This is a genomic window from Micromonospora sp. CA-246542, from assembly GCF_050942905.1.
Taxonomy (GTDB): domain Bacteria; phylum Actinomycetota; class Actinomycetes; order Mycobacteriales; family Micromonosporaceae; genus Micromonospora.
Map to the genome: position 1 here is coordinate 4,433,367 of NZ_CP192040.1, position 24,321 is coordinate 4,457,687.

The 24,321-nt window shown below is 74.6% G+C and carries 14 protein-coding genes and 1 pseudogene; 3 read left to right on the top strand and 12 right to left on the bottom strand.

What is annotated here, in order from left to right; translation table 11 throughout:
- Position 1: 1 nt before the first annotated feature.
- From ACQP0N_RS20685 to ACQP0N_RS20700, 4 genes are read right to left on the bottom strand one after another with little or no spacing between them, the layout of a single operon-like run.
- Positions 2-6,679, bottom strand: a complete 6,678-nt coding sequence (locus ACQP0N_RS20685; protein WP_433113211.1) for a thioester reductase domain-containing protein — start codon at positions 6,677-6,679, stop codon at positions 2-4.
- 1 nt (position 6,680) lies between these two features.
- Positions 6,681-7,469, bottom strand: coding sequence for an acyl carrier protein (locus ACQP0N_RS20690; protein WP_433113214.1), 789 nt, complete (start codon positions 7,467-7,469; stop codon positions 6,681-6,683).
- Positions 7,427-8,626, bottom strand: a complete 1,200-nt coding sequence (locus tag ACQP0N_RS20695) for a hypothetical protein (RefSeq protein ID WP_433113217.1) — start codon at positions 8,624-8,626, stop codon at positions 7,427-7,429. The genes ACQP0N_RS20690 and ACQP0N_RS20695 overlap by 43 nt, the downstream gene beginning before the upstream one ends.
- Positions 8,590-14,526, bottom strand: a complete 5,937-nt coding sequence (locus tag ACQP0N_RS20700) for a type I polyketide synthase (RefSeq protein WP_433113220.1) — start codon at positions 14,524-14,526, stop codon at positions 8,590-8,592. Before ACQP0N_RS20700 ends, ACQP0N_RS20695 begins: the two co-directional genes overlap by 37 nt.
- 101 nt (positions 14,527-14,627) lie before the next feature.
- On the opposite strand from ACQP0N_RS20700, the gene ACQP0N_RS20705 reads away from it, so the two are divergent.
- Positions 14,628-15,425, top strand: coding sequence for a thioesterase II family protein (locus tag ACQP0N_RS20705; protein ID WP_433113223.1), 798 nt, complete (start codon positions 14,628-14,630; stop codon positions 15,423-15,425).
- Here ACQP0N_RS20705 and ACQP0N_RS20710 read toward each other — a convergent pair.
- The 7 genes and pseudogenes from ACQP0N_RS20710 to ACQP0N_RS20740 all read right to left on the bottom strand — a co-directional run bounded on the left by ACQP0N_RS20710 (position 15,370) and on the right by ACQP0N_RS20740 (position 20,805).
- Positions 15,370-16,341 (bottom strand): phosphatase PAP2 family protein, encoded by a 972-nt coding sequence (locus ACQP0N_RS20710; protein WP_433113226.1) that lies wholly within the window; start codon positions 16,339-16,341, stop codon positions 15,370-15,372. The two genes, ACQP0N_RS20705 and ACQP0N_RS20710, sit on opposite strands and share 56 nt — an antisense overlap.
- A gap of 20 nt (positions 16,342-16,361) precedes the next feature.
- Positions 16,362-17,291 carry a phytanoyl-CoA dioxygenase family protein gene (locus ACQP0N_RS20715; protein WP_433113229.1) on the bottom strand — a complete coding sequence of 310 codons (930 nt, stop codon included), beginning with the start codon at positions 17,289-17,291 and terminating at the stop codon, positions 16,362-16,364.
- A gap of 10 nt (positions 17,292-17,301) precedes the next feature.
- Positions 17,302-18,606 carry a beta-ketoacyl-[acyl-carrier-protein] synthase family protein gene (locus ACQP0N_RS20720; RefSeq protein WP_433113232.1) on the bottom strand — a complete coding sequence of 435 codons (1,305 nt, stop codon included), beginning with the start codon at positions 18,604-18,606 and terminating at the stop codon, positions 17,302-17,304.
- 1 nt (position 18,607) lies between these two features.
- On the bottom strand, positions 18,608-19,165 hold the full coding sequence (locus ACQP0N_RS20725; RefSeq protein WP_433113234.1) for a beta-ketoacyl synthase chain length factor: 558 nt from the start codon (positions 19,163-19,165) through the stop codon (positions 18,608-18,610).
- Positions 19,162-20,276, bottom strand: a pseudogene (locus tag ACQP0N_RS20730) (beta-ketoacyl synthase N-terminal-like domain-containing protein). The gene ACQP0N_RS20725 and the pseudogene ACQP0N_RS20730 overlap by 4 nt, the downstream one beginning before the upstream one ends.
- Positions 20,273-20,515, bottom strand: a complete 243-nt coding sequence (locus ACQP0N_RS20735) for a hypothetical protein (RefSeq protein WP_355047917.1) — start codon at positions 20,513-20,515, stop codon at positions 20,273-20,275. The pseudogene ACQP0N_RS20730 and the gene ACQP0N_RS20735 overlap by 4 nt, the downstream one beginning before the upstream one ends.
- 2 nt (positions 20,516-20,517) lie before the next feature.
- Positions 20,518-20,805: an acyl carrier protein gene (locus tag ACQP0N_RS20740; RefSeq protein ID WP_433113237.1), complete on the bottom strand. Its 288-nt coding sequence runs from the start codon at positions 20,803-20,805 to the stop codon at positions 20,518-20,520.
- A gap of 27 nt (positions 20,806-20,832) precedes the next feature.
- On the opposite strand from ACQP0N_RS20740, the gene ACQP0N_RS20745 reads away from it, so the two are divergent.
- Complete coding sequence (locus ACQP0N_RS20745) at positions 20,833-21,501, top strand: 4'-phosphopantetheinyl transferase family protein (protein ID WP_433113240.1); 669 nt, start codon at positions 20,833-20,835, stop codon at positions 21,499-21,501.
- On the opposite strand, the gene ACQP0N_RS20750 is transcribed toward ACQP0N_RS20745, so the two are convergent.
- A complete protein-coding gene (locus tag ACQP0N_RS20750; protein WP_433121720.1) occupies positions 21,496-22,809 on the bottom strand; it encodes a class I adenylate-forming enzyme family protein in 1,314 nt (437 codons plus the stop codon). The two genes, ACQP0N_RS20745 and ACQP0N_RS20750, sit on opposite strands and share 6 nt — an antisense overlap.
- A gap of 275 nt (positions 22,810-23,084) precedes the next feature.
- Here ACQP0N_RS20750 and ACQP0N_RS20755 point away from each other — a divergent pair, with 275 nt between their 5' ends.
- Entirely contained in the window at positions 23,085-24,275 is a 1,191-nt protein-coding gene (locus ACQP0N_RS20755) for an MFS transporter (protein ID WP_355047914.1), read from the top strand.
- Positions 24,276-24,321 lie beyond the last annotated feature (46 nt).

Below are 24,321 nucleotides of genomic sequence, written 5' to 3' on the forward strand. Positions count from 1 at the left end.
CTCAAGCTCCTTCATCGGCCGCTGTGGGAGCGGGCAGGTAGCCGGTCCGCACCATCCAGCGCAGGTAGGTGTCGAGTAGGTGGTCGTCCAGCGGCGGGCACCGGACGTCGGTGCCCCGCAGTTGTTCCTCGGTGTTGCCGACGGCGTAGTGGACGGCCTCCTCGCCGCCGACCACGAACTCCTGGACCACCGGCATGACCGGGTGCAGTTCGTTCGTGCCGACGGCGTAGGTCGCCTTGAGCGCCTGCCACCACTCCTCGACGGGTACGACCTCGACCGCGAAGCCGTGCCGACGCAGCGCGCGCACCACGTCCGCGAAGAGCGCCTTGTACGGGCTGACCAGGTGGTACGTGCCACCCAGGGCCGGGCCGTACCGGGAGATGTGCACCAGCGCGCCTGCCACGTAGTCGACGGGCGTCATCTCCACCTTGATGTCGATGTCCGGCGCCAACCCGAGCTGCACGCAGCCCTTCATGACCCGGGTGGTGAAGTGGGTGGTCAGGCTCGCTCCGGTGCGGGAGTCGCCCAGCACCCGGCCCGGCCGGTAGATGTCGGCCGGCACGCCGCGCGCGCGGGCCAGCTCGACCAGCCGCTCCGCGGCCCACTTGGTCTGCACGTAACCGGTCACCAACCGACCGGCCGAGGTGATGTCGTCGTCCTCGCCGACCACGTCGCGGCCGGGGGCCGGCAGGCCCCAGATGCCGTACGTCGAGACGTGGTGGACCGCGGTCGGCCGCCCACGCGCGGCCAGCCGCAGGATTTCCTCGGTGCCCGTGACGTTGTCCGGCCGGAGCTGCTGGTAGTTGTAGCCGAAGTGCACCCGGGCGCCACAGTGGAAGATGCCGTCCAGCAGGTGGGCGAGTTCGTCGAACCGTTCGGCGGACAGGCCCAACCCGGGTCGGGCCAGGTCACCCGGCAGCACCGTGATCCGGTCGACGGCGGTGGCCGGCAGAGGAAGGTAACGCTCCATGTTGTCCAGCAGCCGCCGCAGGCCGGTCTCCTCGTCGGCGCACCGCACCAGGCACCACACCCGGGCCGTGGTCGATTCGAGCAGGGTGTGCAGCAGGTAGCCGCCCACGAAGCCGGTCGCACCGGTCAGCAGGACGTGCCGGGGATCGCGCACCCGGGCCGGCGGATCACCGACCACCCGGATGTCCGGCGCGAGGGTCACGTCGCGCGCGATCCACGCCGGATCACTGGCCGGGTCATCCGCCAGGTCGCCGCCGTTCCGGTCTCCGGCGGGCTGGCCGTCGGCGGTGGTGGACGCGTCGCCGGACCGCTCGGTCAGCAGCCCGGCGAACAGGTCGGCCCACTGTGCCGGGGTGGCGAGGGTGAGCAGGTCACCGGCGCGCACAGTGAGGCCGAGATCCCGCCGGCAACGCCGGACGGCGTCCATGACCATGAGCGAGTCCATGCCGCTGGCCAGCACGTCGCTCTCCTCGTCGAGAGCCCCCGAACCGGCGCCCAGGACGTCCGTCGCCAACTCGACCGCGTACGCCCCGAGCATCGCCCGCACCCGACGCGGGTCGCGCTCGGCGCGCAGGCCGGCCAGCAGTGGCGCCTCCGCGACGTCGTCCTCGGCCGGTTCGTCGGCGGTGATGCCGCGCAGCATCGGCCGCTCCGTGCGGGCCTGCATGACCGGCTTGAACACCGACCAGTCGACCGCGCACACCACCCGCTGCGTGGCGTCGCCGGCCGCGAGCGCCGTGAGCAACCGGATGCTCTGCTCGGCCGGTAATGGCCGCAACCCGGTGGCCTTCAGGAACGCCATCACCTCCTCGCCGAAGAGAGCGGAGGGCAGGTCCCACGGGCCCCACGCGACGGACAGGGCCGGCAGGCCGGCGGCGTCGCGGTGCCCCGCCAGCGCGTCGAGGAACGCGTTGCCGGCCGCGTAACTGGCCAGGTGCTGCGAGCCCCAGGTCGCGGCGATCGACGAGAAGCCGACGAAGAAGTCCAGCTCCGCGTCGCGCGTGAGCTGGTGCAGCAGCCAGCCACCGATCACCTTCGGTCGCCACACCCGCCGGTACGCCGCGTCGGTGGCCGAACGGGCGAACTCGGGCTCGGACACGCCGGCCGCGTGGACGACACCACGCAGCGGCCGGGGATCGCCCGCCAACGCGGCGAACACGTCGGTCATCGCCGCCTCGTCGACCACGTCGGCGGCGACCACGTCGACGGTGGTCCCCAACCGCTCCAGCCGCCGCACCGCGTCGATCCGCCGCGCGGCCTCCCCGGTCGAGTCGGCCCAACCGTCCCGCTCGGGCAGCGGGGTGCGGGCGAGCAGCACCAGGCGGCCGGCGCCGGCGCGGGCCAGCCATTCGGCGACGGTCAGGCCGATTCCGCCGAACGCCCCGGTGATCAGGTACGTGGCCTCGCCGTGCACCGGCGGCCGACGGCGCAGCGCCTCGGGTGGCAGTGGTGGCGCGGGGGTCAGGCGCAGCGCGTACCGACGGTCGGCGCGAAGCGCCTGCTGGTCGTCGTAGCCGTCCTGCGCGTCGGCCGGGCCGACGCCGGACGGGTCGGCGGGGATCAGCCCGCCCGTGGTCAACGCGGCCAGCAGCAGTCGGTCCTCGTCGGGTCGGCGCTGCGGGTCCAGGTCGATCGCGCCGCCCCACCGGTCCGGGTGCTCCAGCGCCAGCACCCGGCCCAGGCCCCACAGCGTGCCGGCGACCGGGGCGACCGCATCCGGGACGGCGGTCTCCGTGCTCACCCGCAGGGCGGCGCGGGTGACGAGGCTGAGCCGGGCGTCGGCGCACGCCGGGTCGTCGAGCATCGCGCGCAGGAGGGCGAGGGTCGTCAGGTCCGCGCGCCCGGCGTACTCCTGCAGGCTCGCGGCGTCGCAGTCCTTGGACACGGGCGCGTCGAGCCCGGTCAGGACCACCGCGAGCCGGGGACGACCCGGGCCGGCGGACCAGGTGGCGACCAGCTCCCGGACGGCGTCGGGGTCCGGCCGGCAGTCCGGCCCCTGGCCCACCACCGGCGGCGCCGCCACCGTCACGGCGGCGTCACGCTCCCGCAGCAGCGCGGCCAGCCCGGTCACCAGGGCGGCATCCGAACCCGTCGGGTCGGCCACCAGCAGGTAGCTCTGTCCGGCCAGGTCGGCCGGCGGCTGCGGGGACGGCCCGGGCAGGGGCACCCAGGTCTGCTCGTAGAGCAGGTCGGCCGGGTCCTCCCAGTGGGCCGGCGCGGGCACCGGCGCGACGGTCACGTCCTGCGCGGACCCGATCGGGACGCGGCCGGCGTCGAGCAGGTCGACGGTCCCGGTCAGCGCGTCGCCGACCGCCCGCAGGGACCCGACGCGGACCCGGACCGCTCGTACGCCGCCCGGCGGCACGACGTCACTCGACGTCGCGGGCGTGCCAGCGAGCGCGCCGCAGCCGGCCAGCGTCGACCCGACGTCCGGATCGACCGCGCCCGCCGCCGTCACCGCGACCCGCGCGGCGTCGAGCACCTCGTGCCAGCCCGCGCCGTCCGGCACCGGGATCTCCGGCGCGGTCTCGACGTCGGTGTCCTCGTCGGGGTACGGGCGGTCGGCCGGCCACCGGCGCCGCAGCACCCCGCTGGCGTGGCGGATCCACGGCGCGGCCAGCGCCTCGCGGGCCGCGGTGGCCCCGACCAGCTCCCAGTCGGCCGAGCCGTCGTCCCGCGCCGTGACGGTGAGCCGCAGCTGACCCCGGTCGCCGGTCGGGACCATCGCGTGGACGCGCAGATCCTCGGCGCACCGCCACGCGCCACTGAGGCAGTCGGTGGCGGCCCGGACCGCCACGTCCAGCACCGCGCCGAGACCCGGCGACTCGCCGGACAGCGCCTCGGGCGTCACCTCGTACGCCGGCACGGGTCCGGGCAGGCGGCGGCCGACACCCGGGATGTCGCCGGCCACGACGGCGGCCCCGGTCTCCTCGGCGGCGGTCGCGACCGGCGCGGCGACCGGCCCGACCTCGCGGAACCAGTAGTGCGCGCCGCGCCACGGTGTCGACGGCAGCGGTACCGCGCGCACGTCCTCGCCCTCGTGGAAGGCCCGCCAGTCGGGGCGCGCACCCCGCAGGCTCACGCTGCCGACCGCGCCGAGCACCTCACGCAGGTCCTCACCGCCCCGCCGCAGAGTGGGCACGAACGCGCAATCCGGCTCGTCGGCGAGCGAGCGGGCCGCGAGGGCGGTCAGCACGGGCGCGGGCCCGAGTTCCACGAAGGTGCGTACGCCCGCGTCGTGCAGCGCGCGCACCCCGTCGCGGAAGCGGACCGCGCCGGCCGCGTGCCGCAGCCAGTAGTCCGGACCGAGGTCGTCCTCGCCGAGCAGTCGACCGGTGACGTTCGACGCCAACGGAATGCGCGGCGGGCGGAACGACAGCCCGGCCAGCACCGACCGGAACGGCTCCAGCATGGGTCGGATCAGCGGCGAGTGGAACGCGTGCGACACGGCCAGCCGCCGGGTGCGGACGCCGTCGGTCGCCAGCCGTTCCAGGACGGTGGCCAGATGCGCGGCGTGACCCGAGATCGTGACGTCGCCCGGCCCGTTGACCGCGGCGACGGCGACCGTGTCCGCGTACCCGTCGATCGCCGCGACGGCGACCTCCTCCGCGCAGCCCGCGGCGGCCATCGCGCCGCCCGCCGGCAGCTCGGACATCAACCGCGCCCGCGCGGCCACCAGCGTCGCGGCGGCGGGCAGGTCCAGCACACCGGCGACGCAGGCGGCGACCAGCTCGCCGACGCTGTGGCCGGCCACCGCGGACGGTCGCAGGCCCCAGGAGAGCCACATCTGGGCCAGGGCGTACTCGACGGCGAACAGCGCCGGCTGTGTGTACCGGGTGTCGTCGAGCGGCGTCGGACCGTCGGCCCACAGCACGTCCGCCAACCGGCGGGGCAGCTCGGTGTCGAAGAGCGCCGCGGCCTCCTCGAAGGCGGCGCGGAAGGCGGCGTTCCCCAGCAGGCCCCGGGCCATGCCCGGGTACTGGGCGCCCTGGCCGGTGAACAGCCAGGCGACCTTGCGATCGCGGCGGCGGGGCAGCGCGGCGACCGTCAGCCCGCGCGGGTGGCGGCCCTGCGCGTACGCCGACAGGACGTCCGCCAGCTCGTCGGTGTCGGCGGCGGTGACCGCGAGGCCGTGCGTCTGGACCGCGCGGCCGACGTGCATGGTGTAGCAGGCGTCGCCGAGGGACACCGCGTGCGGACCGCGGAGCCACCGCGCGTGCCGGTCGGCCATCTCGCGCAGCGCCTCCTCGGTACGCGCGGAGGCCAGGAACAACCCGTACGGCGGTTGGGCACCGGCCCGAACGGCACCGGCCGGCGGCGCCGCCAGCACGACGTGCGCGTTCGTCCCGCTCGCCCCGAAGCTGCTCACCCCGCCGGTGCGCGGGTGGCCCCGATCCGGCCACGGCGTGCAGGTCACGGGCACCCGCACGTGCAGGCCGGACCAGTCCAGGTTCGGGTTGGGCTCGCTCAGGTGCAGGTGCGGTGGGATCTCGCCGTTCGACATGGCGAGCACGACCTTGAACAGGCCGGCCATGCCGGCGGCCGGCTCCAGGTGCCCGATGTTCGTCTTCACCGAGCCCACCAGCAGCGGATCGTCGGGTCGGCGGTGCCGACCGATCACGGCTTCCAGCGAACGCAACTCGATGGGATCGCCAAGCGAGGTGCCCGTCCCGTGCGCCTCGACGTAGTCCACGCCGTCCGGCCCGACACCGGCCTGGCTCATGGCCGCGCCGACCACATCCTGCTGCGCGAGCGGGTTCGGCACGGTGAGGCCGCTGGAGCGACCGTCGTGGTTGACCGCCGAGCCACGGACGACCGCGACGATGGGGTCGTTGTCGGCCAGCGCGGCGGAGAGCCGCTTGAGCACCACGACACCGGCGCCCTCCCCGCGGGCGTAGCCGTCGGCCGACGCGTCGAAGGTCTTGCACCGCCCGTCGGCGGACAGCCCGCGGAACTTGCTCATCATCACGAAGCCGTACGGGGACAGCAGCAGGTTCACCCCGCCCGCCAGCGCCATGTCGCACTCCCGCAGCCGCAGCGCCTGGCACGCCTCGTGGAGCGCGACCAGTGACGACGAGCAGGAGGTGTCGACGACCTTGCTCGGCCCCCGCAGTCCGAGCAGGTACGAGATGCGGCCGGCCAGGAAGCTGGGCTCGCCGGTGAGCTGGTAGAAGTCCACGTCGTCGATGTCGCCGACGCTCTGCCGGGCGCGTACGTAGTCGGTCGTGCTCAGTCCGAAGTAGACGCCCGTGCGTGAGCCGTCGAGCCGGTCGGGCGCGTAGCCGGCGCGCTCCAGCCCCTCCCAGCAGATCTCCAGCGCGATGCGGTGCTGCGGGTCCATGCCCAGCGCCTCGCGCGGGGAGATCCCGAACGCCTCCGGCTCGAACCGGTCGACCTGGTCGAGGAAGGCCCCCCGGATCGTGTACGCCTTACCCGGCGCCTCCGGGTCCGGGTCGTGGTACGCGCGGGCGTCGGCGCGCTCCGCCGGGAACTCCGAGGTCGTGTCCACCCCGTTGCGCAGCAGGGTCCAGAACTCCTCCGGCGAGTGCGCGCCGCCGGGGAACCGGCAGGCCATCCCGACGATGGCGATCGGTTCGTCCAACCAACCATCACGGCTGTCGGCGAGGCGGCGGCGCAGGTCCTCGATGGTGCGCAGCGCGTCGGCCATGAGCCGGCGGCTGTCCGGTGTACGCGAAGCAGTCGTCGACATCTCAGCCCCCCTCCGCGAGCGCGGCCGACAGCCGCGCGATCAGTTCGTCCTCGGACATCGCCGCCAGGTCATCGTCGGCGTCGTCGGGCACGCCGGTCGCCGTGGTGGCGGGCGTGGTGGCCGGCGTGCTCGACCGGGCCGGGTCGGCGGCCGGATCGAGCAGCGTCAGCAGGTGGTCGGTGAGCGCCGCCGCATTGGGAAACTCGAACGTCAGCGTCGCCGGCAGGTCCACTCCCAGCGCGCGTTCCAACCAGCCGCGCAGGCTCAGCGACATCACCGAGTCCATGCCGAGGTCGAAGAATCCCTGGTGGGCCAGCACGTCCACTCCGGACGCCTCGCCCAGCACCTCGGCCACCGCGTCGAGCACCGCCTCCAACAGGCGCTCGGCCCGCTGCTCGGCCGGCAGCGCCAGCACGACGGCGGCCAGCGGCGCGACCGGCGGCCCCGCCTCCTGGGATCTGCCGTCGCGCGCCACGGACTCGACGCCCACCTCGGCCAGGAACGCGCGGTCGGCCCGCTCCCGGCACACCCGCGCGTACCGGGGCGCGTCCACGTCCGCCACCGTGACCTGGGTCAGGCCCGCCCGGAGCGCCACCTCGAAGGCCTCGCCCACCTCCGCGCCGGCCAGCGGCCGCAGACCGCTGTCGACCATCACCATCCGATCCCGGCGGGACAGCTCGGCCGGGTCGTCGACGGGCATGAACCGCACCACCTGGACGGGTAGACCGGCCTGCTCCCGCGCCGTGGTCACCGCGTCGACCGCGCCCTCGGCGGCGGCCCGCGCGGCCATCCCGGTGGCCCCCAGACCGCGGCCGCCGCGCCGGTCACGCAGAACAGCGGCGGCGCGAGGTCACGGGTCGCCAGGTCCAGCCGGTGTACGACCTCAGCCCAGCGCACGCCCGACGCCACCGCGCCCTCGTCGAGGGTGTCGAGCGGGGCGGCCGGCGCGGGCATCCCGACGAGCAGCACGCCACCGAGCGGGGCGCCCAACGCGTCCGGCGTCAGGTCGGCCGCGAGATCGGCCGCGCGGTCCGCCGCCGATCGTTCGTCCGCCCTACGGTCCGCCGCAGCGAGGTCGATCCGTCGCACCTCCACGCCGGCCGCTGCCAGCTCGGTGAGCCGTACGTTCCCCGGGGACGCGCCGTCGGACGGCGTGGCGTCGAGCGGGGTCGCGTCGAGCGGAGTGGCTTCCCCGACGATCAGCCGACGCAGGCCACGGCGTACCAGCACGTCCACGAACGGTCGGCTGGCCGGGTGCAGCGCGTCGGTCACCAGGTACCAGGCGTCCGGATCACAGTCGAACTCGGGCAGCGCGGTCGGCAGCGGGTCTGCCGTCGACAACCGTCCGGCGTACCAGGCTCCTTCGCGCAGGAGCAGCTCGTCCTCGGCCGGGTCGGTCGCGGGCCGACGCGGCGCCGTCAGCGCACCGGCGAGTCCGGCAGCGTCGCCGGGAGTCCAGCCGGCGTCCCGCTGGCCCGGCTCGTCGTCTGCCTGGTCCGCCTCGTCGTCCGCCGGAGGCGGCGCGGTGCCGAGCAGGCGCGGGTCGACGTCGACCAGACCGCCCCACCCGGGCGCGGCCTCCATGGCGAGCACCCGCCCGGCCGCCCACACCGCCGCCTGCGCCGGGTCCGCCTCGCCGGCACCGGTCGGCTGGTACGCCCCGGCGGTGACGACGCGCAACCGCCCGGGCGGCACGTCGAGTCCGGAGCGAAGCTGACGGGCTGCCCGCACGACATCCGCTACCAGGACCTCGACCGGCACGCTGCCGGGTGCGGCCGCCGCGACCAGCACGATCCCGTGGTCCGGCGGAACATCGGCCCACGGCGGCAGGTCGCCCTGCCCCACGCCGGCGGTCGGACTACCGGCCCGGTCGTCGTCGGGGCCCGAGCCGGCGGACGGTGGCCGCCAGGTCACCTCGACGCCGGCCAGCCGCAGGCCGTCGGCCACCCGCTGACCCGCCTCGACGGACGCGGCCGTAAGCGGGACGACGAGCCACCGCCCGGCCGCCGCCTCCGGGGCGGGCGGCAGGACGCGACGCCAGCGGACGGTGAACGTGCGCGCGGCGCAGCGTTCCCGGACATCGGCGGGCAGGGTGGCGGCGGGGAGAGCCGGAGTGGTCGGGACGGCCGGCGTCGTGGTCGCGGAGGCCGACCGCTGGGCGACGGCCGCCGAACCGGTCGCCGGGTCCGACGTGTCCGCCCAGTGCCGGCGTCGCTGCCACGGGTAGCGCGGCAGCACCGCCCGGTACGGTCGACGGCCGAACAGCCTCTCCCAGTGGATGCCGACGCCGACCACGTGGAGCTGGGCGACGACGTCGAGGAATCCCTCCGGACGGCCCAGATCCGCTCCGACCGCCAGGAGGCTCGCCTCCCCGCCCGCGGCGACGGCCGCGGCGTCCGGCCCGCCGTCGACCGCGAGCCACACCCGCTCCCCGCCGCCGCGAGCGACGCGGCCAGCGCGTCCCAGCCCGACGCCGGTGACCGCGCGGGCACCGGGTGCGGCCCGGACACCGGCCCGCCCGCCGAGGCCAGCCACAGCACGGGCGCCGAGGAGTTGTCGGTGGGTGCCGCCACGGTGACGGTCGTGCCGTCGAGCGCCGCGCCGATCGCCCGCGCCCGGTCGAGCGCACCCGCCGCGCACGCCGCCGCCAACTCACCGACGCCACGTCCGACGACCGCGTCGGGCCGTACCCCGTATGCCTCCCAGACGGCGGTGAGCGCGAGTTGGACGGCCAGCACGGCGGCCGGCTCGCCGCGATCCGCGTCGCCGGCGGTCAGCGCCGTACGCAGCGCGCCGCTGTCGTCGAGCGCGTCCAACGTGGCCCGGAAGGCGGGCTCGTCGCGATCGAGGGCACGCCAGTCGACCGGCGCGCGGTCCCCGTAGACGAGGACCAGGCGCTCGGCCTCGTCAGACGCCGCGCCCTGGTGCGCGCCGTCGCCACCGGACAGCCCGGCGGCGAGGTCGGCGATCCCGCGACCGACCACCGCCAGCCGGTGCTCCAGGTGAGCGCGGCGGGTCGCCGCGGTGTGGCAGATGTCGGCGATGTCCCCGCCGGCCCGCGCGGACAGCACGTCGGCGAAGCTCTCCCGCGCGGCGGCCAGGGCGCCGTCTCCGGCGGCCGACAGGACCAGGAGGTGAGCCCGGCCGGAGATGATCGCGCCGGCCCCGGACGACGCGGCGACGCCCGGTGTCCGGTGCCCGTTCTGCGACGCCGGGCTCGCTGGCCCGCTGAGCACCACGTGGGCGTTGGTCCCGGTGAATCCGAACGCGCTCACCCCGGCGACCCGAGGCCGCCCGCCGGTGGCCGGCCACGCCGTCGTGGACGTGGTGATCCGGACCGGCAGCCGCGCCCAGTCCACCTGCGGAGTGGGACGGGTGACGTGCAGGTGTGCGGGCAGTTCGCCGTGTCGCAGCGCCAGCGCGGTCTTGATCAGCCCGGCGATACCGGCGGCCGCCTCCAGGTGGCCGATGTTGGTCTTGACGGACCCGACCAGCAGCGGCCGGTCCGGCTGCCGCCCGCCGCCGAGCGCACGCGCCATCGCCCGCAGCTCCACGGCGTCGCCGAGCACCGTGCCGGTGCCGTGCGCCTCCAGGTAGTCCACGTCCGACGCGGCGACGCCACCGGCGGCGAGCGCCGTGCGGATCAGCTCCTCCTGTGCCTCGCCGCCGGGCACGGTCAGGCCGCCACTCGCGCCGTTGTGGTTGACCGCGCTGCCCCTGATCACGGCGTAGACCCGGTCACCGTCGCGCTCGGCCTGCGCGAGTGTCTTGAGCACCACCACGCCGGCGCCCTCACCGCGCCCGTAGCCGTCGGCGCTGGCGTCGAACGTCTTGCAGCGACCGTCGGTGGACAGCGCGCCCGCGGCCGACATGGCCAGGTGCACGGTGGGCCGGACCATCACGTTCACCCCGCCGGCGAGCGCGACGTCGGCCTCCCCGGCGCGCAGGCTCTGCACGGCCAGGTGCACCGCGACCAGCGACGACGAGCAGGCCGTGTCGATCGCCAGGCTGGGGCCGCGAACGTCCAGGAAGTACGACAACCGGCCGGCCGTGCCGCTGAAGGAGTTACCCGTGCCGTAGTAGAGGTCGACGTCGCGGGCTCGCCGGGTGAGCAGTTGCTGGTAGTCGGTGGTGTTCATGCCGACGAAGACGCCGACCCGGGCGGATCGCCGGTGCTCCCGCGTGACCCCGGCGTCCTCGAGCGCTTCCCAGGCCACCTCCAGGAAGAGGCGCTGCTGCGGGTCCATGGCCCGGGCCTCCCGGGCCGAGATCCGGAAGAACGCGTTGTCGAACAGGTCGACCCGGTCCAGGAAGCCGCCACGGCGGGTGACCACGGTGCCGGGGGCGCCGGGCCCGGCACCGAGCAGCGCCTCGGCGTCCCACCGGTCCGCCGGCACGTCGCCGGTGGCGTCGACCCCGTCGGACAGCAGCCGCCAGAACTGCTCGGGACCGTCGGCCCGCGGCAGCCGGCAACCGATGCCCACGATGGCCACCGGCTCGGCCGGCCCGCGTACGACCGGCGCGACCGGAACAGCCACCGCCGGGGCGGTCGGCGGTGGCGCAGCCGGGCGGGGCGGCTCCGTTGGTTCGGCGGGAGGTGGCGGCCCTGCCGGGAGCGCCTCGGCGACGAGGTGGTCGGTGAGGGCGTCGATGGTCGGGTGCTCGATGCCGACGGCAGCCCCGAGGGCGGTGCCCAGCTCGCGTTCGAGCCGGCTGACGAGCGCGACCAGGGCGAGCGAGTCCATGCCCAGCTCGAAGAAGCCACGCCCGCGTGCCAGACGGCGGCCGGGTTCGTACCCGAGGGCCTCGGCGACGGCATCGTTGACCAGGGCGGCCATCCGCTCCCGCTCCCCGGGAATGCGAGCGCGGGCGCCGGCCCCGTTGGTGGCTGCGCGGCCGCCGATGCCGCTCCCGCCACCGCCGGCACCCGCGCCCGCGGCATCCGTACCGCCGACGGTCGCGCCGTTGGCCGCCGCACCGCCGACCGCCTCGCCACCCTGGCCACCGCCGCCGTTGGGCGCGGTGGTCGTCGGCACGCCGACCCCGGCCAGCGTCTGCACGACGGTGCCGTCCGGCGCGATGAGGCGTACCTCGGCCCGCAGCTCGCCCAGCGCCACGCCCGCGACGCCAGGGGCACCCTGCGCCGAGCCGACGGAGCCTCCCCGCACCGCCGGCGGCGACGCCGGGGCCACGGACTCGGGGGTCGGCAGCCAGTACCGCTCCTCGGAGAGCCGGACCGGCGGCAGCGGCAGGTACCGCCGCCCCTCGCCGTGCACCGCCGCCCAGTCCACCGCGACGCCGGCGGTGTACGCCTCGGCGAGGGCCCGGGTCAGGGTCTCCACCGGCGGACGGCCCCGCACCAGGCTGCCGATCGCCGCCCCCCGACGGGAGCGGGCCACGAGTGACGCCGCCAGCGGCCCGGTCAGGACCGGATGCGGACCCAGCTCCACGAAGACCGCCGGCCGCCGGGACAGCAGCCGGTCGATCGCCGGCCAGAACAGCACGGGTTCGCGCACGTTACGGCCCCAGTAGGCCGGCCCGAACTCCGGTACGACGCCGGTCGGGTCGACGCTGGACAGCATCGGCACGCGCGGCTCGGCGAAGGTCAGCCCGTCGAGTCGGCGCTCCAACTCGTCGCCGTACGCCGAGACCGCCGGGCTGTGGAACGCGTAGTCGCCGGCCAGCGGCACGCACCGCACCCCGGCGGCGGTCAGGTCGGCCAGCAGCCGGTCCACGGCGGCCGCCGGGCCGGCGACCACGACCGAGCGAGGCCCGTTGACCGCGGCGATCACCACCTCGGCGTACCTCTCGATGGCGGCGGTGACCTCGTCGGCGGACAGCGCGATGGCGGCCATCCGTCCGCTGCCGGACGCCGGCTGCAACAGCTCTCCCCGCAGCACGATGACCCGCAGCGCGTCCTCCAGCGACAGCGCGCCGGCCGCGCAGGCCGCGGCGACCTCCCCCATGCTGTGGCCGACCACCGAGTCCGGCGGAACACCCCACCGGGCCCAGAGCCGGGAGAGCCCGATCTGGATGGCGAAGATCGCCGGTTGGGCGAACCGGGTCTCGGACAACCGGCTGCCGGTGCGGCGACCCAGCTCCTCCAGCAGCGACCACCCGGCGATCCGCCGGGTCAACGCGTCGCACTCGTCGAGCGTGTCGCGCATCGTCGGGTCGGCGCGGTAGAGGTCGAGACCCATGCCGGGGTACTGCGAGCCCTGGCCGGAGAACACCTGCACCACGTACGCCGGACCGTCGTGCAGCAGTTCGCCGCTGACCGCGCTGGCGGACCTCTCGCCGGCCTGGTGAGCGGCCAACGCGCCGCGCAGGTCGGCGGCGCTCGCGCCGGTCACGGCGAGCCGGTGCGTGTGGTGACTGCGCCGGGCGCCGGTGCTGAACAACAGGTCGCCGAGCTGATCGGGCTCCGCCGTCGTGAGGTCGTCGAGCAGTGCCGCGTGCCGGGTGACCTGGTCGGCCAGGGCCGACTCGGAGGGGCCGGACAGCACCAGCACCGGCCACGACACGGGCGGCGACGGCTGCGCGGCGCGCTCCTTCGCGGGCGCGGCGAGCACGACGTGCACGTTGCTGCCGGACAGACCGAACGCGCTGACGCCGGTGAGGCGGTGGGGTGCGTGGGGCAACGCCGTGCGGGTGGTGGGGACCGCCAACCCGGAACCGGACCAGCCGAACCGTGGCGTCGGCTGCGCCAGCTTGATCTGCGGCGGCACCACCCCGGTACGCGCGACGAGCAGGCCCTTGAGCAGGCCGAGGATGCCAGCGGCGGAGTCGAGGTGGCCGAAGTTGGCCTTGTGCGAGCCGACGAGCAGCGGGCGCTCCGGAGCACGTTCGGGACCGAAGACCGCCGCCAAAGCGCTGAGCTCGATCGGGTCACCCAGCGGTGTGCCGGTGCTGTGGGCCTCGACGTACCCGATGTCGGCGGGCGAGACGTCGGCGTCGCGGAGCGCGTCGCGCAGCAACTGCTCCTGGGCCAGGGCGTTGGGCGCGGTCAGGCCGGCGCTGCGGCCGTCGTGGTTCGTCGCGCTTCCCTTGATCACGCCCCAGATCCGGTCGCCGTCGGCGACCGCGTCCGCGTACCTCTTGAGGACGACGACCGCGCCGCCCTCGCCGCGCACCACGCCGTCGGCGTCCGCGTCGAACGGGCGGCACAGCCCCTGCGGTGACAGCGCCTGGATGCGTCGCATGTAGAGGGTCAGCTCCGGACCGACCATCAGGTTGACCCCACCGGCCAGCGCGGTGTCGCAGTCGCCCGCCGCCAGGGCACGCGCGGCGAGGTGCACCGCCAGCAGCGACGACGCGCAGGCGGCGGTCAGGGTCATGCACGGCCCGTTCAGACCGAACGTGTACGCCACCCGGCCGGACCCGAAGCTGAACTCCTTGCCGCTGGCGTAGTGCGCGCCCACGTGGTCGACGCCGAGGGTGCGGGCGTGCAGGACGGCGTAGTCCATCGCCAGGATGCCGAAGTAGACCCCGGTGTTGCTGCCCTCCCAGGCGGACAGCGGCACGCCGCTGTGCTCCATGGCACGCCAGGCGAGCGTCAGCAGAAGCCGCTGCTGCGGGTCCATCTCGCGTGCCTCGTGGGGCGAGACACCGAAGAACTCGGCGTCGAACAGGTCGATGTCGGGCAGGAACCCGCCGGTGCCGACCGCTTCGAGCGAGGCGGCGCCGGGCCGCCCGGCCGGTACGCGGCCGGTGACGTCGCGCCCCTCGTCCAGGACGCGCCACAGCGAGTCGAGGTCGTCCACTCCACCGGGGAACCGGCAACCGACGCCTACCACCGCGATGTCGGTGGCACCTGCCCTGGCGGCTGAGCGACGGTCGCGGCGCATCCCCACGGCACCCCCCACGCGCATCCGTTCGGTGAACTGTAGCGGCCATTCCCCGCCTGATGATTTCCCTGTACGTTGAAGTACATCGGACGAGAAGCGAGATGTCAATGCTGATAGATCACGTCCTGGTCGCCGAAGAAACACGGGAGAACGGCCGTTCGGGCCCGCCGTCATTGACGGTGTTCGGCTTCCCGGCCGCGGGCGGCTCGGCGTCGCATTTCACCAGGTGGAGCCGGTGGCTGCCGACCGGGGTGGTCGTCGAGCCGGTGGAGCTGCCCGGCCACGGCACCCGCCGACAGGAGCCGGCCATCGACGACTGGCCCCGGCTGGTGACCGCCGCGTGCGACGCGGTGCGCGACCGCCTGTCGGGTCCGTACGCCCTGGCCGGGCAGAGCTTCGGCGCGCTGCTGGCGTACGAGGTGGCGGCGACGCTGCCGCGCACCGGCCCGGGCCCCGAACTGGTGATCGTCGCGGGACGCAACGGACCCGCCGCCGGTCTCGCCCACCGCCCCCTGCACGCGTTGGACGACGACCGGCTGATCGAGTCGCTGGGACGTCTCGGCGGCACCCCGGCCGAGGTCCTCGCCGAACCGGCGCTGATGCGGCTCGCCCTGCCGGTGCTGCGGACCGACCTGCGGCTGGCGGAGACCTACGCCCGCCCACCCCGGGCGGCGTTGGGGTGTCCGATCGCCGCCCTGGTGGGCCGCCACGATCGGATGGCCGACGCGGCGGGGGCGCTGGCCTGGCAGCAGGAGACGACGCAACGCTTCGACCTGACCGTCGTGGACGGCGGGCACTTCATCCTCGACCATCCGCAGGTCGTCGACGTGGTCACGGGGCGAATCACCGAGCTGGTTCGGCGGGTGGATCGATCCGGGGCCGGTACCACCAGCGGTTGACCCGCCCGGCCACCACCACGGCCAGCACCGCGAGAGCTGTCCCGGCCAGCAGATCGACGGCGTAGTGCTTGCGCAGGTACAGCGTGGACAGCACCAGACCCAGGCCGATCGGCAGGTACCACCAGAACAGCCGCCGGGCGTCGCGCCACAGGTACACCATCAGCACCACCGTCATGGCGGTGTGCAGGCTGGGAAAGAGATCCCGCGCCGGACCCTGGACGGCGGTGATGGCGTCCAGCGCGCCGCCGATCGATCCCTCGTGGCCGGGGAGCGGGTCGGCGTAGACGTCGGTCTGGTAGATGTGCGGACCCACCCCCGGCACCAGCACGTAGCCGGCGTAGCCGACCACCGCGGTGATCGAGATCGCGAGCGCGAAGTCGTGGTACTCGCGCGCATGACCCCGCACGTACGAGGAGATGGCGTACGCCGCCTGGGACAGGCCGTAGCTCAGGTAGCAGATCGCCATGAACAGCGTCAACGCGGGTGAGCCGAGGGTGTCGTTGAGCCAACGGCTGACGTCGCCGCCGAAGACCGCGCGGTCGAACTCGATCAACGCGGGGTCGACGAGGGGGAAGTCGAGTTCCGGGGTGATGTCGCGCAGACTCGAGTAGATCACCAGGCAGGACAGGAACGGCACCGCCGTCCTGGCCACCCCGCCGGCGAGCCGGGCCAGCCTCGCCGGACCGCCCGCCGGTACCGCCGCGCCGGACGCGGCGGTACGCCTGCGCCGCGACAGCGCGAACCCGGCGATCGACGCGCCGACCAGCACGGCCGACGCGGCGATCAGCGCCCAGGAGACCGCGCCGGTGACGAGGGCGAGCCCGGCGACGAGCGTGAGGGCCACCGCGAAGAGGCACTCCTCGGGCCACAGCAGCGGATCGCGCCGGCTGTCGCCCCGGTCCCGTGCGACTGCCACGGGCCGGGGCGTGCCAACGGTCATGCCGTCTCGCTCTGGGGGGTCGAGGAGCGCCACAGAACCGGACAGAACTGCGGGTCGCTGTAGTCGGGCAGACCCGCCTCGTCACGGCGTACCAGGGAATCGTGGTTGTAGACGACGAGGTCGCCGTCGGAGCGGTGGAACCGCCGGTAGCGGTTGTCGCCGTCCTGCAGGTGCAGGGAGATGGCGCGCCGGGGGCGCGGACTCCGGTTGGCCCCACTGCCGTGGTACGTACGGCAGTGGTGGAAGCTCATGTGGCCCTTGGGGATGTGCATCGGGATCTTGTTGACCTGCGCGCCGTTGTACTCGGCGTTGTTGACGAGCAGATCCTCCAGCTCGGAACGGTCGCGCTCGGCGAAGTGCCTCGTGGTCTTGTCGTCGCCGCCGACCTCCTTCCAGGTGTGGCTGCCGTCGACCATCGTGATCGTGCCCATCTCCTCGGTGCACTCGTGCATCGGGATGAAGGCGGTCAGCATCCGCTCGGAGGTGCAGGTCTGCCAGTAGTGACGGTCGAAGTGCCAGGGCACGATGTTGGTCGGCTCGCCGGGGCTCGGCGGCTTGAGGATCAGGGTGCTCTGGAACACCCGGATCTCGGCCGCCTCCGCCAGCCGCGCCGCGACCGCGCCGATGATCGGCTTGCGCAGGATCGCGGCGACCTCGTCGCTCTCGTAGTGCACGTAGTCGTTGTGTCGCTGCACGTCGCCGTGTTCCGGCTCCCAGTAGGCCAGCTTTGCCGGCCGCCGGGGCAACCGCCGGTCGCGGTGACCCGCGTAGAACCGCTCGCTGGCCTCGACGAGCGTGTCCACCTCGTCGTCGGTGAGCAGCTTCTGGCTGAGGTACCAGCCCCGCTCGGCGTACGACCGGACGTCCTCGTCGGTGGGCAGCGCGGCCCGCTCCTCGTCGGTCAGCGTGAATTCCGTCGTTGTCATCGCGCTCCTCTCATCGTTGATCCGTGGTGGTGACCGCCGCCGCCGGGTCCGCCTCCCGGACCCGCGCCGTGGAGGGCGGGCCGAACATCAGGCTGACGTTGTGTCCGCCGAACGCGAAGGAGTTGGACAGGACCGCGCGGGGCCGGACCGGACGCGCCTGACCCCGCACGTGGTCGAGGTCGCAGGCCGGGTCCGGATCGTCCAGGTTGTTGGTCGGCGGCAACATCCCGTAGGTGACCGCCAGGGCCGTCGCCGCCGCCTCGACGGCTCCGGCGCTGCCCAGCAGGTGCCCGGTCACACCCTTGGTGGAGCTGACCGCCGGGGCGTGCGTACCGAATGCGCTGTGGACGGCGCGGGTCTCGGCCAGGTCGCCCCGCTTGGTGCTCGTGCCGTGGGCGTTGATGTAGTCGACGTCGGTGGGCGCGACGCCGGCGTCGGCGACCGCCCGGCGCATGCTCTGCGCGGCGCCGGCGCCGTCCGCCCGCGGCGACGTGGGGTGGAAGGCGTCGGTGGTGGCGCCCCATCCGATGATGTCGGCGTAGCCGGCAACCCCGCGCGCGTCCGCGTGTTCGGCGCGCTCGACGACCAGGATCCCGGCGCCCTCGCCGAGCACGAAGCCGTTGCGTCGCCGGTCGAACGGACGGCTCGCCTGCGTCGGGTCGGACCAACCGGTGGCGAGTGCCCGCGCGTTGGCGAAACCGGCGGTGCCGGTCGGCCCGAGCGGCGACTCCGCCCCGCCGCACACGACCACGTCCGCGTCGCCGGCCCGGATGAGTCGCAGCGCCTCCGCCACGGCGTGCGCGCTGGCCGCGCAGGCGGTCGCGATGCACGAGCTGTAGCCCTGGATGCCGTACCTGATGGCGATGCGGGCGGCGGCCATGTTGGGAAGGAAACCCGGATAGAGGTACGCGCTCACGGCGGTGCGGCCGCGTTCCTCGCGGGCCTTGGCCTGCGCCTCGTACGTGGTGAGACCACCCGCGCCGCTGGAGACGACCACGGCGATTCGCAGTGGGTCGACGTCGCGGCCGACCTCCAGGCCGGCATCGCGCATGGCGTCGTCGGCGGCGGCCAGACCCATGATCAGGAACCGGTCGGCGGCCAGCACCTCGTTGGGCGGCAGCACGGTGGTGGGGTCGATGTCCGGGGCGATCCCGACCACCTCCGTCGCGGCGGCCGCGCCGTGCCCCTCGGGCGGGCGCACCAGCCCGGAACGCCCGTTGCAGATCGCCGCGAAGAAGTCCGTCACCCCCCGCCCGACGGGCGTCACCAGCCCCATACCGGTGATGGTGGCCGAGGGTCGGGTCGATCCGGTCATGTCAACCGCCTTGTCCGCCGCCGGTCGGCGGCCTGGTCATCTCGTGGTCCGGCGCGAGCAGCAGGGCCGTCGCGCCGGAGGGCTGGGCCGGGTCGGTGTCGTGCTCGACGACGATCACCAGCGCCTCCGCCGCGTCCCCGTCGGCGAACAGGCCCTCCGCCACCGCGCGGCCCTCGCTGAAGGGATCGCCGCTCGGGCTGAGCGACACGACCGGTCCGGTCAGGGCCCACTCGGTGGCGACGTGGCCGAGGACCGAGTTCGGCACCGATTGGAAGAAGTACATCGGCGACACCCGCCGGCCCCCGTCCACCTCGCCGGCGATGGCCGCCGCGGTGGCCTGGTCGGCGTACGCGCTGACCAGGACGACGGCGGTCGGCCCGACGGCACCAGCGCCGGCACGCCGTCGCAGGCAGCGGCCGGCGACGGCCACGACGAGCAGGGGGAACGGCGAGGCGACGAACCCCCGGACCGCGGGTGGCCGGCCGGCGTCGCCGGGCTCGGGCCACGCCGCGCGGGCCAGCTCACGGACCGCGCCTCCGGCGGTGTCGAGGCCCGTCACACCGCCCCCAGCACCAGAGCGGTATTGGCGCCACCGAAGGCGAAGTTGCAGCTCAGGGCGTACCGGCCCACCATCGGGCCGGGCTCGCGCACCACCCGTACCGGGCACTGCGGGTCCGCCTCGGTGAAGCCGGCGTTGACCGGCAGCCGGCCGGCGTCGAGAGCCAGCGCGGTGACCGCGAACTCCAGCAGGCCGGACGCCTCCAGGGCGTGCCCGTGCACGGACTTGGTCGAGCTCACCGCCACCGACTCGGCCGCCGCGCCGAGGCCGACGCGCAACGCGCTGCTCTCGGACGCATCGGCACGTGTCGTGCCGGTGCCGTTGGCGTTGACGTACGCCAACTCCTGCGGCGTCACGCCGGCCCGGGCCAGGCCGGCACGGATGGCCGACGTCATCCCGGCGCCACCCGGATCGGGCTGGCAGACGTGGTAGGCGTCGCCGGCTCGGGCCCAGCCGGCCAGCCGGGACCGCACCCGACCGCCCCGCCCCTGGGCGGCGGCCGCCGACTCCAGCACCACGGCGACGACCGCGTCACCCAGCAGCATGCCGCGCCGGCCATTGCTGAACGGGCGGACGGCGCCGTCGTCGGACAGGGCCCGACCGGCGTCGAAGAGGGCCTGGTGGTCGGCGTCGACGAGGAAGCCCCGGCGACCACGGCCCGCTCGCACCGACCCCGGGCGATCATCGAGGCGGCCTCGGCCAGCGCGGTGCTGCCCGCCACACACGCCGACGTGTAGACCCGCGCGACGCCGCCGAGCCCGCTTCGCCGAGCCACGGTGGCGGCCAGCGCGGCCGGCCCGTTGCCCGATCCTCCGGCGCGGACGACGCTGGTGCCCGTGCCGGTGGCGAAGTACAGCGGGCACTCGCCGCGCCGGTGAGCCAACCCGGCGTCGTCGCAGGCGTCCGCCACGACGGCGACCACCTCGGCGGCCAGGTCGCCGGTGTCGGCGAGGGTGGCCGCCGCTCGTACCCGGCTACGGCCCGGGTCGAAGCGACGGACCTCGCCGAACGCGGGCTTCCCGGCCAGCACCGCTGCCAGCAGCGGCGCGGGGCCGCGGCCGTGGGCCGTCAGGAGGCCCAGTCCGGTGACCACGACAGTCGAGCGGGTCACTCCGACTCCGCCGCCGACAGGGTAAGACGACTGAGGATCTCCGCCGCACCGGTCACCGTGGACATGGCCGCCAGCTCGTCGTCGTCCAGGTCGAGGTCGAGGCCGTAGCGCCGCTCTATCTCGTAGACCAGCCGGGCGAGCTCCAGCGAGTCGATGCGCTCACGCGAGGCGTCGACGCTCCGGTAGCCCACGTCGGCGAGGATCGACAGGATCTCGTCGCGGCGATCGCTGTCGCCCACCGTCACTCCGCCGAGGTGGCCGGTGCGCCGGGGGCGCTCCGCGCCGGTTCCGCGCGCCCGGCCACCTCGGCGGCGAACCGGTCGAGCGAGTAGTCGGCCAGCTTCTCCAACTCCTCGTCGGTGAACTTGACACCGAAGGTGTCCTCGACGCGGACGGCGAGTTCGGCGACGGCCAGCGACTCCAGGTCGAGCCCGGCGGGACCGAGCACCGTGTCGCCGGTGACGTCATCGACGTCGTAGTTCATCTGGGCCAGGGCATCGACGATGGACTGGCGAACCTCATCTGACATTGCTTGACTCCTCCCATGGAATGGGTCGTGGTGCGGATTGCGACGATCACCGGCGACCCCAGGGGCCGGGCGTCGGAGCATCTGGTCAGCACCGCTGCCGACCTGCTCGGCGTGCCGGCCGCCGACGTTGGCGTGGCACGGGACCAGACCGGCCGGCCGAGGCTCACCGGCGCGGCGCGCGGGCTGCACGCGAGCATCAGCCACGGGCGCGGCGTGGTGGCGGTGGCCGTCTCCGCGGTGACTCCGGTCGGTGTGGACGTCGAGCGCGAACGCGCGCTACCCGGCGCGGCGTTGGCCCGGCGCTGGATGGCGCCGGCCGACGCCGACTGGCTGACCGACCAGCCGGGGTCGCTGCACACCAGCGCGTTCCTCTGGCTGTGGACCCAGAAGGAGGCCATCGGCAAGGCCCGCGGCACCGGCCTGCGCGGCGGCGGCCTGCGGCAGCCGCTGGTGCTGCCGACCGTCTGGCCGGACCCGCCGGGGTCGCTGCCGTTGCGCCCCGTGCCCGGCAGCCGGGCGGGTGTGGCCTGCGGCACCCTCCCGGGGGCCTGGTGCTGGCCGTCGCCGGGCAGGACCGACCGGGCCACTGCGACACCGGCGGCGGCATCCGGCTGCTCATCGGCCCACCGGAGGCGTCCGTGTCATGACGGCCGGTCGGCGTCCGCGCCACCCACGTCCCGTCCCGGGGCATCATGACGACGTCGGCTCGGCCGACGCGCGGCGCAGCACGGCCACGTCGCGCACCAGCTTGCCGCTGGACGTACGCGGCAGCCGTTCCAGGATCTGCCACCGCAACGGCCGCTTGTACGGGGCCAGGACGTCCTCCAACGCGGCGTCCAGCTCACGGCCGGTCAACGGCTGGTCGACGGCCGTGTACGCCTCGATGGCGCCGCCGTCGAACGTCACGACCGCCTCGGTGACGCCGGGCAGGTCGAGAATGGCCTGTTCGACTTCGGTGAGGTCGACCTTGAGACCCCCGATGGACACTTGCGAGTCGAGGCGACCGCGGATGGTGACGAGCCCCGTGGCGGGGTCGAGTGTGGCGGCGTCACGGGTGCGCAGCCAGCCGTCGGACCAGCGGCTCTCGTCGACGAGCCCCACGTACGGCGTGACGGGCCGACGGACCTGGAGCTCACCGTCGACGACCCGGACGTCGATTCCGGGCGCCGGGCGCACCCCGGGCCGGTGCGCGCCGAACAGGTCGGTGGCGATGACGCCGACCTCGGTCATCCCGTACATGTTGCCCAACACGGTGTCGTAGCACTCCGCGAAGCGCTCGGGAACGCCGGGCCGGACCAGCTCGCCCGCCGTGGTCATCCGTACGAACTGCGGCAACGGCCCGGCGGGACGGCCGGCCATCAGCATCTCGAGGTGGACGGGCACGCCGATCACCGTGGTCGGCGTGGAGTCACCCGCGATGACGCCCAGCACGCCGCCCACCGTCATCCGCTCGGGCAGCGTGAGCGTGACGCGGGCGTGCAGGGCGTAGAGCAGGCCGCCGACCAGGCCGAGCACGTGCGCCATCGACGCGAGCAGCACGAGCCGCTCGCCAGGCTGGGGCACGCCGTCGGTAAGCGTGTAGCGCTCGATCTCGGCGACGAGGTCGTCGACGGTGCGGCCGATGACCTTCGACGGGCCGGTGGACCCGGAGCTCAGCTGGATGAGGGCGTGCGGCGTCGATGCCGGCCGGCCGGCCGGGCGCGCGATGACCGTCTCGTCGACGGTCACGAAGCCGCGCAGGGGCGGGAGCACGGCGTCGGCGGGTTGGACGAGGAACTGCGCGCCGACGCGTTCGAGCGCCCGCTCGACCTCGCCGCGCGACAGTCGGTGGTCGAGCAGCGTCACCTGGGCCCCGATCCGCCAGGCGGCGAGCAGGTTGGCCACGTACGCCAGCGAGGAGGGCAGTCGCAGCGCTATCGCGCCGCCCGGACGCAGCCCGGCGTCGGTGAGCCGGGCCTGCCGGGAGGCCACCTCGGCGCGCAGCTGCGCCCGCGTGATCGGCATGCCGAGGACGAGGCAGATCTCGTTGCCCGGCCCGGCGAGCAGGACGTCGTCGACCCAGCCCGTGCCGTGCGCGGGCAGATCGTGCCGGACAGCCGCCAGCGGCGAATCTATAGTGGACACAAGGCCTCCACGCTGCTCGAACGGCGGGCCGGCTCGACTCGACGGGTATGTACGCGCCGAACGGAGGAGTTTCCTCATCTGATGACATCCCGGTTCGATGAATTATATCGGCGCGGTCTCCACCGTCAAGCGCCCGCCGGACGGTGGCCCCGACGGTGACGCCCGAGGTGTCGCCGTCCCGGGCCTGGGCCGTCCTCGTCACGCTCTCCCTGGCCGCGTTCGCGTTCGTCACGACCGAGCTGCTGCCGGTCGGCCTGCTCACCCACATCGCGGTCGATCTCGACCGGTCCCGTTCGCGGGTGGGTCTGCTGGTCAGCGGGTACGCCGTCGTGGTCGTGCTGGCGTCCGTCCCGCTGGCCCGGCTGACCCGACGGATCCCCCGCCGTCACCTGCTCGGCGTCACGATGTTCCTGTTCGCCGCCGCGAACGGCACCGCCGCGCTCGCGCACACGTACGCCATGCTGGCCGGCGCCCGGCTCGTGACCGGTGTCGCCCAGGCGCTGTTCTGGTCCATCGCCACGGCGACGGCGATCGGGCCCTTCCCTCTCGCGGTGCGGGGCCGGGTGGTGGCGCTGTTCGGGGCCGGAGTGACGCTCGCACCGGTGCTCGGCGTACCCCTGGGCACCTGGATCGGTCAGCAGGCAGGTTGGCGCGCGTCGTTCGCGGCGCTGGCCGGGATCGGCCTGGTGATCGCCACCGCGGTGCTCGTCCTGGTGCCCACCTATCCCCCGGAGGCTGGCGGCGCGGCCCGGGGCACCGCACCGGACGGGCGGCGCTTCGCCGTGCTGCTGACCGCCACCGCCCTGGGCGTCGGCGGCTTCCTGACCCTGCAGACCTACATCGCACCGTTCCTGCTGGACGTCAGCGGCTTCACCGACGCGACCCTGACGCCGCTGCTGTTCACCGCCGGTGTCGCGGCCGTCGTCGGCACCCTGCTCTCGGCCCGGACCCTGGATGCCCGGCCGATCGCCTCGCTGCTGACGCCGCTGAGCATCGGTACGGCCGCGCTGTTCGGCATGTACGGACTCGGCGTGTTCCGACCCGGCGCGGTCGCGTTCCTCGCCGGGCTCGGCCTCGCCTACGCGGCGTTCGCCTCCGCCGTGCAGAACCGGATGCTGCACCTGGCCCCCGGCAGCACCGACATCGCGTCGGCCGGCGTCAGCACCGCCTTCAACGTCGGCATCGCCGGCGGTTCGCTGCTCGGCGGCGCCCTCCTGCCCACGTCGGGGGCGCGCCTGCTCGCGCTCGTCGGTGGACTGCTGACGCTGGCCGCGCTCCTGCTGCTCACCCGGGACGCGAGAACGGCCGCCCGGTCCGACAAACTTCAGAAGGTGTCAACTGGCTGACGCCAGGATGTCCGCGCACGGCATTCCACCGCGAGGACAAGGCTCC

Excerpts from the sequence above, each read along its gene's own strand:
- ACQP0N_RS20740 (WP_433113237.1), bottom strand. The coding sequence starts at position 20,805 with ATGTCAGATGAGGTTCGCCAGTCCATCGTCGATGCCCTGGCCCAGATG.
- ACQP0N_RS20690 (WP_433113214.1), bottom strand. The coding sequence starts at position 7,469 with ATGGCCGCGCGGGCCGCCGCCGAGGGCGCGGTCGACGCGGTGACCACG.
- ACQP0N_RS20700 (WP_433113220.1), bottom strand. The coding sequence starts at position 14,526 with ATGCGCCGCGACCGTCGCTCAGCCGCCAGGGCAGGTGCCACCGACATC.
- ACQP0N_RS20750 (WP_433121720.1), bottom strand. The coding sequence starts at position 22,809 with ATGCCGATCACGCGGGCGCAGCTGCGCGCCGAGGTGGCCTCCCGGCAG.
- ACQP0N_RS20705 (WP_433113223.1), top strand. The coding sequence starts at position 14,628 with ATGTCAATGCTGATAGATCACGTCCTGGTCGCCGAAGAAACACGGGAG.
- ACQP0N_RS20720 (WP_433113232.1), bottom strand. The coding sequence starts at position 18,606 with ATGACCGGATCGACCCGACCCTCGGCCACCATCACCGGTATGGGGCTG.
- ACQP0N_RS20685 (WP_433113211.1), bottom strand. The coding sequence starts at position 6,679 with ATGTCGACGACTGCTTCGCGTACACCGGACAGCCGCCGGCTCATGGCC.
- ACQP0N_RS20715 (WP_433113229.1), bottom strand. The coding sequence starts at position 17,291 with ATGACAACGACGGAATTCACGCTGACCGACGAGGAGCGGGCCGCGCTG.